The organism is Candidatus Cloacimonadota bacterium, assembly GCA_012516855.1.
Lineage (GTDB): Bacteria > Cloacimonadota > Cloacimonadia > Cloacimonadales > Cloacimonadaceae > Syntrophosphaera.
In genome coordinates, this window is record JAAYWB010000059.1 from 1 (window position 1) to 13,037 (window position 13,037).

Genomic DNA, 13,037 nt, shown 5'->3' on the forward strand with positions numbered 1-13,037 from the left:
GAACAATGGACGCAGTCAGGAACGGTCCGCTACACATCCGTCACCAACGGATACCGCTGCGCCCGCAATGATTACAACGACCAGACCAATGTCTTCTCAGGCAACTATACCAGCAGCAACCGCCCCAATGTGAAGCTGGCCCTGGTTCCCTACCAAACCGGACCCGAAATAGCGGTCAGCCCCGCCAGTCTGGGCTTCGGCGAGGTGGAAGTTGGCACCAGTTCCACGCTTCAGTTCAGCATCAGCAACAGCGGCGGTTCCCTCCTCTCCGGCACCATCACCACACCCGCGGGCTATACAGTGAGCGGATCAGCGGCGCGGACGGCCTTCCGGGCAGGAAAGGATGCTGTTCATGATTCTGGAAACGTAGAGCGAAATATTCTGAGTTTCTCCATCCCCGCTGGCTCCAGTACCGCTTTCGACCTCACCTTTGCCCCCACCTCCGCCCAAATCTACTCCGGCAATGTGGTGATCAACAGCAACGATTCCGACGAAAGCAATATCCAAATCCCGGTTACCGGCACAGGTATCATCAGCCTCTCCACCCCCGTGCTGAGCATCAACCGCGTAGACGGGGCCACCCAACTCTCTTGGAACGTGATTCCCAATGCCACCGGCTATAAGGTATTCAGCGCGTCCGATCCCTACGGGGACTATGAGCTGCTGACCCTAACCCCCATCATCACGAATACTTACACCGATAACCGCGCCCTGCCCCGGGCTTTCTACAAGGTCGTGGCGGTGCGAAACTAACTTACAAACACCCATGCCAGAGGGGCGGAAACTTCCGCCCCTTTTTTGGCCACAAATCCATAGAGACCGTGGGGTGGGCCTGGCGTACAGCAAACGCAGAGAGCATGGACGACAGGATACTTTGGAGAGATTGATCGTTGCTGGCGTCGATGCCCGTTCCTCGCTCGACGCCAGCAGGTGGCCTGGAACCCTGGGGAATAGCGTAGCGATATAGTCTGGCCGTTAACGCCCTATCCTGTGTTCCCGTCATGCCTCCCGCATGATGCCCGCATTTGATGCGAGTATTCTACGGGAGGCGTGGGAGAGGGATGGAAGCGAGCGCTCAGGGCGTAGCAGAAAGGACATCGCGGTGGGTAAGCAGTTATGTCTTTATGCTAAACCAAGTGGCTGGAGGAGTTCACCAGAAAGCAACTCGGATGTATTTACCTGTCTGGATTGAAAAAGAGTATTTATTTCATTGCATCCCTGTAGCGTAGTTATCCAATTTAAAAAAAATCGTTAGTTGTTCTTCTTCTTTAGGCTCTTGTAATGCATCGAAGTTGTAAACTAATGCTTCGATCATTGAATTCCTGTTTTCAATTTTCCCACCAGAGTGGTAGAAGTGTTCTTGAGTTATAATATTATATTTCTTCCATACTAAGTCTATCATAGGATTTGTTCGATATGTGTTACCATACCATGTCGATAAAATGAACTTAGCCTTTGTTGTTACAAGTAATTTTTGCAGTGTTTGTTCATTCTTTTCAGTCCAAGAGTTAAAGTAGTCAACATATCTGCCAAAGTAAGGGGGATCACAGTAGATAATATCTCCATTATGAGCATCTTCTATGATCGACTCGAACGAACTACATTTGAATGTCCATTGAGGTTTGATTATCTTAGACACTGCATCAACTTGGTTAACTATTTTTGTAATATATGACTTAGAGAATCTCCCAGGTTTTTTGCAAAAAGGTATGTTCCAGTCACCCTTTTTATTAAATCTCATCATACCATTGAAGCCAGATCTAGATAGAAACAAGAAATCTAAAGGATCATTGTATTCATTAAACCTGTCTCTGACTTCTCTGAAGTAATTATAACCATTATTACCTGAAGATGCTAATTTTTCACTTGAAATTTTCAGATATTCTCTTACATTGTACTTTGTAATTATGCCTTCTTGTATTGACTTGTAAAACCTTATTATGTGAGGGTTAATGTCATTAAGAACAGCACGATCCGGATTAACATTAAAGGCTACAACACCCGTTCCAAGGAAAGGCTCAATCCACCTACCCTCGAACTTTGGCAGTATAGAAGTTATCGCTGGAACAAGTTTTGTTTTGATGCCTTGGCTCTTGATTGGTGGTACTATAATCTTCATTTTTTGCGTTGACTCTTACCTTTTTTTGGATTTATCTTTGATACATCTCCACCTTTGAATTCGACATATTCTTTCAATCTTTTTATCTTTACCAGTTTTCCGTTAACTAGCTTTGTCAATTTACCATAGTTTATCCAGTACTCGTCAAACCATTTTTCACCTAGGTTCGCAAACATACCGTTTCCATTAATAATATCCTCGATGTCAATTATTGATCCGATATTTGCTGTGTTTCCGGAGCCCTGTATATCGCTTGCAAGTTGCCATTTTTCACACGCGAAGAATGTAAAATCCTTTATAACAGATACTATTGAATCCAATTTATCGAATTCTACCGTCTCATACTTTATATTCAATTTACTTTGACCATCAGGCTGGAGTTCAGTTACCCTAATTAACTTTCTTTCAACGTCATTCTCCAGATTGGTTCTTGTGTAAATAATGCCAATACAATAATGACCTAAATAAGTGTTGTATGGAAACTGGATGTTTTTATTCGAGTTCCTATCTTTGAAGTAAGATCCATGACTACCTAATGTAAAGCCATTAACTACTCCGGGGTTTTCTAATATCCGGAAAGTGGTTTTAATATCAACTGCGAATCTGATTTTGTCGTTTTCTTTATGGACAAAACTAAGATCTGGGTAATAATTCTGGTGATCAGGAAGGACGATATTGTAATTAAAATCATCGGCAAACTTGACGATAGCGGGGAAAAGATGTATTTCAAGTATTTTAGAAATGATCTTCGTATCTGCACTTATTGTATATATGTTCTTTAATATGTCAATAAACCCTTTTACTTTCCATTGTCCATCACCGTTAGCTACATATTCTGATAATCCTTTAGCGAATTCCTTTAGATTCCTAGTGAAATCAGATTTATAGTGTTTGTATTTATCTTTAACTGGCATCTTCGTTCTCCTAAGTAATGATTTCTTCGTTGAGTTCCATAATGTTTGGTGTAAAATCCAACTCGTTGTTCTCTGGTTGCTTGAGGGCATCTGATACCCCTCGTTTATCACGATCTGTGTAAAGCCAAGCGGCTGAACGCATTGTTTTTGTCTAGTAAATCCAAGTCAAGTTCTTTTTTTATAACTAGCTACCTAGTTGCAACTGCGAATCAACTGGCATTGGGCTTTATAAGTCTCCCTGATTCTTTCCAAAGTTTCTAAGAAATAGATCCTGCCCTCTGGTCCAGTCTCGTGAATACCCTTGCGGTTTGGCTTTCAGATGGCTTATGCTGCTATTTCCACCGGGAAAATGCTGATGCTCTTTTCCATTGCACTGGCTCCGGGATTTAGCATCGGATATCTGATTGACAAAAACCCAGCTCCGGCTGGATATGGTCCCTTGATTGAGACAGGGTTAGAACCCGCCTGAGGATAAGATGAACAGGATTGCCAAGTATTTGCCCTTGTTGCTGTTGGCGTTGATTGCCAGCAGCCTTTGCGCCACCCAGCCCTTCTGGAGTTTGGAGCCGAGCACGCAAGAAATTGAGCGTGCCGATTCTCTCACCGGATTTGACATCACCAAGTATGAGATAAACCTCGCGATAGACACCCAGAGCCAGTACATCACAGGCATGGTGGAGACGCAGGTAACGCCGGAGTGGCCTCTGGATTCGATCCAGTATGAATTGGAGAGCGATTCGCTGCATGTTTACAGCGTTCTGCTCAACGACGCGCCGGTGGCTTTCACCCATGCCAACGGGCTGGTGAGCATTCCGCTGCCTCCCGCGCAGCGAACTCCTTTTGTTACCAAGGTTTACTATTCCGGCCACCCCCGCCGTTCGCCCCCGCCTTACAACATCGGCCTGATCTTCACCCCCTCCGCGGTTTACACCCTCTCCAACCCCGACGCCGGGCGCTATTTCTGGCCCTCGTATGACCATCCCTGGGATAAGGCTTTGGTGGACTGGAACATAAGCATCCGAAGCGACTGGCTTGTCGCCGCCAACGGGATCAGGACCGGAATCACGGACAACGGAGACGGCACCCACACCCACCATTGGGTATCATCCTATCCCATAGCCACTTACGTGATGGGTTTCGCGGCCGCGCCCTATATCGAGTTCGCGCAGCAAGCCGGCGACCTGTTCATCCAGAATTTCGTGATGCCCGGCCAACTCAACAACGCCCAGGTGGATTTCGCCAACGTTCCGGACATGATCGACTTCTTCTCCTCCTTGTACGGGCCTTATCCCTTTGAAAAATATGGGCATATGGTGGTGCCGATGACCACCTACGCGGCAATGGAACACCAGACCATGACCACCTTTGGCGCGGCTTACCTGACCGGGGACCAGAACTATGAATCAATTGTGGCGCATGAGCTTACGCATCAATGGTACGGAAACCTGGTGACACCCATCACCATGCGCGAAGTGTGGCTGAAGGAAAGTTTTGCCACCTACTCGGAATTCCTCTGGGAAGCGCATCACGAGGGCTGGCAGGCCGGCTGCGACTATCTGCGCGACCACATCCAGCAATACTACATCTCCTGGGAGAACAACAACGGTCCTCAAACCATCTTCGACCCTGAATACAACATGATGTTCGCGCCGCCCACCTACGAAAAATCGGCCTCCGTGCTGCACATGCTGAGGCTGAAGCTGGGCAACGACGCCTTCTTCAACTTCATCCGCTCCATCATAACCGCGTTTCCTGGCGGAAACATCAACACGGCGGAATTCATCGACCTCGCCGAACAAGCCGGCGGAATGGACCTAAGCCAGTTTTTCCAGCAGTGGATATATTCACCGGGCATCCCCGACGCCAGCTTTACCGTTCTGCACAACGACAGCGGCCAGGCCAAGGTCATCGGAACCACAACCAGTCCAACTTCCACCCTTTTCGACATAGACGTGCCGATCGGCATACCGGGCTCGGCGGTGGCGGATTCTCTGGTGATCCGCGCCACTCCGGAAGGTTACACAAACTATTTTCCCATAGCGCTTTCCGATGACGTCGGCACAATCCTGATTGACCCCAACCACTGGGTTTTGACCCGTTCCTTCACTCAAAACACGCTGCAACTGGCTACCTGCCTGGCTTATGACGGCGCGGTGGACCTGAGTTGGAATCCTTTTGAAGGAGGCATCCCGCTGGCGGGTTACCATGTTTTCCGCAGACAGATTCCGGATGGGGATTTCATCCGCGTGACAGACGTTCCCGTTAATTCATTGAACTACACGGACTCCAGCGTAACCAACGGCCAAATCTATCAATACCATGTTACCGCTGTGGACCTGGAAGGCTTTCGCAGCCTGCCTTCCAACGTGATGGAAGCGGCGCCGATCCACTTTCCCTTCGACCGGGGTTTTTTGCTGGTGGATGAGACCAGGCATGGCAACGGAGCAAATATCTCACCCACCGACCAGATGGTGGATGATTTCTACGCTAGCGTTTTGGGTGATTTTTCCCACTCGGTTTGGGACTTGGAGAGCCAGGACCCGCTCAGCCTGGACCAGGTGAGCCACTATCCCTTCATCCTCTGGCATTGCGACGATTTTACGGACATGCAGATCATTGCCTACCAAAACCTTCTGGGCAGTTACCTGCTAAGCGGCGGAACCCTGCTGATATCGGGCTGGAAATACCCCAGCCAGTTCGACAGCGCTTTCCTAAACAGGTTTCTGCCGGGGATCACGCCGCTTTTGAACAATTCCGCCGTGCTGGTTTCCGCGCAGAGTGACACATATCCAGACCTCTATCCCGACCCGGCCAAGCTGGCGGCGCCCTGGAACGGGATGCTGCCGATGAGCTATGTCTTTGCGGGAGCGGCAAATCCTCTCTACCGGGCGGAGATTTTGAACGGCGGGGCGAACAACAACGACCCGTTGGCGATCAGGGTCCATGCCGGCGGAACCATGGTGCTGCTTGGCTTTCCACTCTACTTCATGCTTCAGGATGGGGTAAGTGACTTTCTGGCTCAGATAATCCCGGAACTCTATCCCGATGTGGCAGTTGAGGATGGCTTGTGTCCGAATGCCGGCCTGGCGCTTGTCTGCGCGCCGAATCCATTTTCAGATGAACTGCGGATAAGCTGCCAAACCGGCAAAACCGGTGAGAAAGTGGAACTCGCCATCCATAACGTTCGGGGACAAAGGGTTGGAGGGTTTCAGGGTAATTCCGGCGCCAAAGGAATTTGCCAGTTTGTTTGGGACGGACGCGACCAGCACGGCGATCCTGTCGCCCCCGGGGTATATCTGCTGGAAATGCGGACTGCTGGTGAGCGCAAGCTCTTAAAAACCTTACGCTTGCGCTGATTCTGGAAAGGCCTGACCGTCCGTCATTTCTCCAACGGAATAATAAACCTTTACGAGAAAACGGAGTTAAATTAAATGGCCCCCAAATGACCGGCTCCGGGACCGTAACTCCGTGCCCGGACAGGATTGGAATCAATCATCAGCCAAAACAAGGATTGAAATATGACAACCCAGATCATCAAACTGAGGGAAAAGCGCGACGCGGCGACCCTGGGCGGCGGCGAAAAACGCGTGCAGGAGCAGCACGAAAAAGGCAAACTCACCGCCAGGGAGCGGATCGAGCTACTGGTGGACCCTGACAGTTTTGAGGAATTTGACCTCTTTGTAACCCACCGCTGCACCAACTTTGATATGGACGAACAGGTCTATCCCGGTGACGGTGTGGTTACCGGCAGCGCCACCATCAACGGACGCCTGGTCTATCTGTTTGCTCAGGATTTTACTGTCTTCGGCGGATCACTTTCCAAGACCTACGCGGAAAAGATCTGCAAGATAATGGACATGGCACTTAAGAACGGCTGCCCGGTTATCGGGCTTAACGATAGCGGCGGAGCGCGCATCCAGGAAGGGATCGACGCCCTGGCCGGCTATGCCGAGATCTTTTGGCGCAACGTGATGGCCAGCGGGGTTGTTCCCCAGATCTCAGCCATCCTTGGCCCATGTGCCGGTGGGGCGGTCTATTCCCCTGCCATCACAGATTTTGTGATGATGGAAAAACGCAACAGCTATATGTTCGTGACCGGGCCCAAGGTGGTGAAAACCGTTCTGAACGAGGTTGTTACCACGGAAGACCTGGGCGGCGCGGAAGTGCATTCCAGCAAGAGCGGCGTGGCGCATTTCATCACCAACAGTGAGGAAGAGACCCTGCTGCTGATAAAGAAACTGCTCAGCTATTTGCCCTCCAACAACATGGAAGACCCGCCCTATGTGCCATCCCACGATCCGATCGACCGTGCCTGCGCTTCGCTGGATGAAATAATCCCGGAGAATCCCAACAAGCCTTACGACATTCTGGACGTGATCCATGAGATGGTGGACGACCGTGAATTCCTGCAGGTGATGCTGAATTTCGCCCAAAACGTGGTGGTGGGCTTCGCGCGGATGAACGGTTTCCCTGTGGGCATAGTGGCCAACCAGCCAAAAATCCTGGCCGGGGTTTTGGACATCGACGCTTCCATCAAAGCCGCTCGTTTCGTACGTTTCTGCGATTCCTTCAATATCCCGTTGATAGTGCTGGAAGACGTGCCTGGCTTCCTGCCCGGCACCAGCCAGGAACACAACGGCATCATACGCAACGGCGCCAAGCTGCTCTACGCCTTCGCTGAAGCCACAGTTCCCAAAATCACCGTGATCCTGCGCAAAGCCTATGGCGGCGCCTACTGCGTGATGGACAGCCGCCACATGCGCGCTGACCTTGTTTACGCCTGGCCCTCAGCCGAAATTGCCGTGATGGGCCCCAAAGGCGCTGTGGAAGTGATCTTCCGTAAAGAGGCGCAGGCTTCCGACGATCCCAAACAGACCCTGTTGGAACGGGAAAAAGAGTACGCGGAAAAGTTCGCCAACCCCTTCGTCGCGGCTGAACGAGGCTACATCGACGATATCATTGAGCCTTCGCGCACCCGCTTCCGCCTCATCCGGGCTCTGGAAATGCTGGCCAACAAAAAGGACAGCATCCCGCCCCGCAAGCATGGCAACATGCCACTTTAAGATATGATCATGAGCAAGAGAACAATATTTGGCCTTCTGCTGCTGGCGCTCTGCCTGGCGCTGGCGGCCCAGGAAGTGGAGCAGCCCAGCTTCGAAGACCTGCAGCTTCAGATCCAGGCGATGTCCGACAGCCTGCTGAAATTGAGGGAAAGCGAGGTTGTCAGCGCCTACGGTTTCAAGGAAACGGACAAACTGACGGACGTGGCCGCCAAACTGGAGATCAGTGACCTCGAGCACTGGAAAGAGTATCTGGGCATCGAGCCCAAGAACGAGGTGCTCGACAAGATGAGCCTGCGCAAGCTGGGCATCACGCCTTTCCGGGCCTTTCTGGCACAGCAATACAGCATCTACGGCTTCACGGAGCTTAGTAGCATCGGCGAGCTGGCCGCGCAGAACCAATTGCCGGTGAAGAAAGTACGCCAGTTCGCCGGCATCGATAGCGAGGACAGGAGTTTTGACGACTATTCCCTGCAGGCGCTGAACCGAACTCCGGAAGAGTTTGTGGCCTTCGAAAAGGAATTCAACGCTAAAAAGCTGAATTTCGGAGCCATTATCCTCGGTTTTGGGATATTGACCGTGTTTGTTGCCCTGGCTGTCACCGCCCTGGTGGTAGGCCAGTTGAAACGTTTGAATCCCAAGCCCAAAAAAGCTGACAGCACCCTGGTGGTAACGTCTTCCGGCAAGGTGAAGGCCAAGCCGGTGGACATGAACTCACATGTGATTGCAGCCACCATCGCCACGCTGCACTTCCACAAACACGATATCGAGGAGCGGCGCAGGCTGCTGCTCACCTTCCGCCGTGCGGGTTCCGACCAGTGGCGGAGCAGCATGTTGCTGAACATGCCCAACCGGGAAATTCTGCGCAAAAGGAGCTGAAAACCATGAAAACCTACAAACTGATCATCGGCGGGCAGCGCTATGAAGCCCGGGTATTGGAATACACCACCAGCCATGCCAAGATCAATATCAACGGCACCGATTACCTGATCCAGATCGAGGATGACACCCTGTCCCAGGTGCCTGTGCTGCCACAGCAGGAACATTCAGTTCCGCTAGCGCCGGCATTTTCCAGCGATTTCGCCGCCGGCTCCGGTGAGGTCCGCGCTCCCTTGCCAGGGGTGATAGCATCCATCCGCGTGAAGGAAGGTGAAGCCGTTAAAAAGGGCCAGACCATTCTGGTGCTGGAAGCGATGAAGATGGAATCTGAAATCGCCGCTCCGGTGGATTGCGTGGTGGAAAAGATCCACGTGAAAGACCGTGCCCCCGTGCAGGAAGGCGATCTGCTGATGACATTGAGCGGCTTCGAGATCAAGGAACAGCCCGCACCTAAAACAACCCGCCAGCAAACTCCGGCTCCAGTAGCCAAATCCGCTCCCGCGGACAGGATAGTTCGCGCTCCGTTGCCCGGCCTTATCATCGATCTTAAGGTGCAACCCGGCGATGTTGTGCAGGAAGGCACCACCCTGCTGATCCTGGAAGCGATGAAGATGGAATCCGATATCCACAGCAACCTGAGCGGAAAAGTGCTGAAAATCCACGTGCAGAAAGGCGACACCGTGCAGGAAGGCGATCCGCTGGTGGAGCTGGAGGCCTAAACATGCAGGAATTTTTGCAGGTTCTCAACACCACCGGCTTCATTAATTTCAGCTGGGGCAACGTCGTGATGATCCTAGCCGGGATCGTGTTCATCTACTTGGCCATCGTGAAAGGCTTTGAGCCGCTGCTGCTGGTGCCGATCGGTTTTGGCATCGTTGTGGGCAACATTCCCGGCTTGCTAGAGCAGGGTCTGGGTGTGGTAAGCGAAGGCAGCGTGCTCAACTACCTCTATTTCGGGGTGAACAAAGGCATCTACCCTTCCCTGATCTTCCTCGGCATTGGCGCCATGACCGATTTTTCCACCCTGATCGCCAATCCCAAGCTGATTCTGCTGGGTGCCGCGGCCCAGGTGGGCATTTTCGGAACTTTCCTGGGCGCTTTGCTGCTGGGCTTTAATGTGCTGGAAGCCGCCTCCATCGGCATCATCGGCGGAGCGGATGGCCCCACCTCCATCTTCCTGGCCTCGAAGCTGGCTCCCAACCTCATTGGTCCTATCGCCCTGGCAGCCTATTCCTATATGGCTCTGGTTCCGGTGATCCAGCCGCCGATCATGAAGCTGCTCACCACACCCAAAGAGCGCCTGATCCGCATGAAACCGCCCCGCCAGGTTTCCAAGAGAGAAAAGATATTTTTCCCCGTTATCACCTTTTTGGTGACAGCTATCATTGCCCCGGGAGGGGCCATCCTGCTTGCCATGCTCTTTTTAGGCAATCTGCTCAAGGAATGCGGCGTCACGGAACGCCTTGCCCTCACGGCCCGCACATCCCTGATCGACATCGTGACCGTGCTGGTGGGATTCACCGTGGGCGCCAAAACCACCGCCGACGTATTTCTGACTCCTCAGTCTCTGGGAATCTTTTTCCTCGGCGCTTTCGCCTTCGCGATCGCCACCGCCTGCGGTGTCCTTTTCGCCAAATTCATGAATCTGTTCATCAAAGACAAGATCAATCCTCTCATCGGCAACGCTGGCGTTTCCGCTGTGCCCGCCAGCGCGCGCGTTTCCCAGGTGATGGGTCAGAAATACGATCCCACCAACTATCTGCTGATGCACGCCATGGCCCCAAACGTGGCCGGGGTGGTCGGTTCCGCCGTTGCCGCTGGTGTGTTGCTGGGAATTTTGGGAAGCTGAAGCCTACCGCGGAAAATATTTCTTTACCGAAAACGCTGTACGGATTATCATGTCCGCATAGGTGAGAATCATGAAAAAAACATGTATAGCCATCCTCATTCTGGCGCTTTCGGCGTTGCTGGGAGCCACCAAATACGCCGGTGAGATTTTTCAGCTCTCTTCCGGCGTGCAAAACCAGGCGATGGGCAACACCGGCCTCACATTTGGCAACTCCCTGGCTGCGGGTTGGTGGAATCCCGCCCTGCTGGCCGAACCCGGCTCCTGCGGAGTCGAGCTGATGCGGGTGGAGCATTTTGAAGGTCTGATGCAGCAGAACCAGCTGGGCGTAGTGTTTGGCACCAAAACCCGCACCTCTGTTCAGATCAACCACTTGGGCATTGACGAAATCAAACTCACCCAGCTTGAAAACCCTGCTGACAGCCTGAGCAATTCCAACCGCCCCGAAGTTTGGAAAACCGTGGGCAACCATGACTTGATAGTCTATGGCAGTCTGGCCCGCTCTCTGAAGAACAATCTGCATCTGGGCCTCACGCCCAAACTGGCTTACCGCAGCCTGGCGGAAAACTCCGGTTTCGGCATCGGGGCAGACCTTGGCCTGCTCTGGGACGCCGGCAAAGGGTTCCGGGCCGCGGCCAACCTCCGTGATTTCTTTTCCACCCAACTCATCTGGGCCAACGGCACCCACGAAATCGCCATACCCAATCTGGACCTGGAATTCGGCTACGGTTTTTCTCCCTTCAATGGAATCCCCGTCCACCTGGCCTTGCGCACCCAGATTTTCGCGGAAGACCGTGGCGAAGCCTCCAACGTGGCTGCCGGGCCCGTGAGCGCGGACTTTCATGCCGGGCTTCTGGTAAAGCCTATTCCAGCGCTGAACGTGATGGCGGGCTGGGATTCGGATTGCTTCACCGCGGGACTGGGAGTGTGTTATAAGGCATTGGGGCTGGATTACGCCTGGCGAAACGGCTCGCCGGACGAACTGGGTTCTTCGCAGAGGCTGTCTCTAAGCTACACATGGTAGGCAAACTTGCCTTGCTGGGTGCCACGGGCTCCATCGGCATGTCCACCCTGGCAGTTCTGCGCGAACAAGCTCCCCGAATCACTCTCAGCCTCGTTTCTGCCCACCGGGACGCGCAAAAACTCGCCGCTGTCTGCCGGGAATTTTCGGTTTCCACAGCAATTCTCACGGGAATAACAGAATCCTCAGAGCAATCTTCCCTGCGCCAAGCCTATCCCGATTTGAAACTGTTTTTTGGCGAGGAGGAACTGCTCAAGGCTTTGCGCAATGAGGATTATGACGTTGCCCTGAACGCCATCAGTGGATCAGCCGGCCTTCGCGCCAGCTTTGCCATCGCGGAGAAAAAAGCCCGGCTGGCCCTGGCCAACAAGGAATCACTGGTGATGGCGGGCCATTTGCTGATGCCGTTGCTCAGGAAGAACCAAGTGGAACTGCTGCCCGTGGACAGTGAACACAGCGCCATTTTCCAGGCCATCGGCGGGCACCCTTTCACCGAGGTCAGGGCCATCCATATCACCGCTTCCGGCGGCTCTTTCCGCGATTTGCCCCTTGAGGATTTTGTCTGGGTCACGCCCCAACAGGCTTTGAAGCATCCAAACTGGTCGATGGGCGCGAAAGTGACCCTTGACAGCGCCACAATGTTCAATAAAGCCCTGGAGGTGATGGAGGCCCACTGGCTTTTCGGGCTGCCTTATGAGCGGATCAAAGCAGTGCTGCATCCTCAGTCTGTGATCCATTCCCTGGTGGAATTCGTGGACGGCTCGATCCTGGCCCAGATGAGCACTCCAGACATGAAACTGCCCATACTTTACGCTCTGTCCTGGCCTCAGCGCTGGGCTTCGCGACTGGTTTCCACCGATTTGCCCAGCCTTTCCCGGTTGGAATTCGCGCCCCTGGCGCCGGAACGCTATCCTCTTTTTTATCTGGGACTTGAGGTCGCCAAAGCGGGAGGCATCCTGCCCACGGTGCTGAACAGCGCCAACGAGGCCGCCCTGCATTTGTTTCTGGCTGGGAAGATAACTTTTCCGCAAATTCACGCCATCTGCGCCGCCGCTGCGGAGGCCTGGCCGAACAACCCGGAACCCAGTCTGGAAGAGATCATCGAGGCCAACCGCGCAGTGTATCAGGGCATTATCAGATCCCATGCCTGAGCCGGAGTAATCAATTTGTTAAACAATTGGAGTATAATATGAAAAAA

At 52.8% G+C, this 13,037-nt stretch carries 10 protein-coding genes; 8 read left to right on the top strand and 2 right to left on the bottom strand.

Features of this window, described 5'->3' with window-relative positions:
• Nucleotides 1–753 (top strand): choice-of-anchor D domain-containing protein (locus GX466_05790; GenBank protein NLH93718.1); only part of this gene is annotated, 753 nt, incomplete at its 5' end.
• A 454-nt stretch (nt 754–1,207) separates the two neighbouring features.
• On the opposite strand, the gene GX466_05795 is transcribed toward GX466_05790, so the two are convergent.
• Nucleotides 1,208–2,119 (bottom strand): Dam family site-specific DNA-(adenine-N6)-methyltransferase, encoded by a 912-nt coding sequence (locus GX466_05795; protein NLH93719.1) that lies wholly within the window; start codon nt 2,117–2,119, stop codon nt 1,208–1,210.
• Nucleotides 2,116–3,033: a restriction endonuclease gene (locus GX466_05800; protein ID NLH93720.1), complete on the bottom strand. Its 918-nt coding sequence runs from the start codon at nt 3,031–3,033 to the stop codon at nt 2,116–2,118. The genes GX466_05795 and GX466_05800 overlap by 4 nt, the downstream gene beginning before the upstream one ends.
• A 476-nt stretch (nt 3,034–3,509) precedes the next feature.
• On the opposite strand from GX466_05800, the gene GX466_05805 reads away from it, so the two are divergent.
• The 7 genes from GX466_05805 to GX466_05835 all read left to right on the top strand — a co-directional run bounded on the left by GX466_05805 (nt 3,510) and on the right by GX466_05835 (nt 12,990).
• Complete coding sequence (locus tag GX466_05805; protein NLH93721.1) at nt 3,510–6,389, top strand: glutamyl aminopeptidase; 2,880 nt, start codon at nt 3,510–3,512, stop codon at nt 6,387–6,389.
• A 162-nt stretch (nt 6,390–6,551) separates the two neighbouring features.
• A complete protein-coding gene (locus GX466_05810) occupies nt 6,552–8,096 on the top strand; it encodes an acyl-CoA carboxylase subunit beta (GenBank protein ID NLH93722.1) in 1,545 nt (514 codons plus the stop codon).
• Nucleotides 8,097–8,105: 9 nt separating this feature from the next.
• Nucleotides 8,106–8,972: an OadG family protein gene (locus GX466_05815; GenBank protein ID NLH93723.1), complete on the top strand. Its 867-nt coding sequence runs from the start codon at nt 8,106–8,108 to the stop codon at nt 8,970–8,972.
• A gap of 5 nt (nt 8,973–8,977) precedes the next feature.
• A complete protein-coding gene (locus tag GX466_05820) occupies nt 8,978–9,691 on the top strand; it encodes a biotin/lipoyl-binding protein (GenBank protein ID NLH93724.1) in 714 nt (237 codons plus the stop codon).
• Nucleotides 9,692–9,693: 2 nt separating this feature from the next.
• Complete coding sequence (locus GX466_05825; protein NLH93725.1) at nt 9,694–10,821, top strand: sodium ion-translocating decarboxylase subunit beta; 1,128 nt, start codon at nt 9,694–9,696, stop codon at nt 10,819–10,821.
• 70 nt (nt 10,822–10,891) lie between these two features.
• The gene (locus GX466_05830) at nt 10,892–11,842 is read left to right on the top strand and encodes a hypothetical protein (protein ID NLH93726.1); all 951 of its coding nucleotides are present in this window, start codon (nt 10,892–10,894) and stop codon (nt 11,840–11,842) included.
• The gene (locus tag GX466_05835) at nt 11,836–12,990 is read left to right on the top strand and encodes a 1-deoxy-D-xylulose-5-phosphate reductoisomerase (GenBank protein NLH93727.1); all 1,155 of its coding nucleotides are present in this window, start codon (nt 11,836–11,838) and stop codon (nt 12,988–12,990) included. Before GX466_05830 ends, GX466_05835 begins: the two co-directional genes overlap by 7 nt.
• Nucleotides 12,991–13,037: the final 47 nt, after the last annotated feature.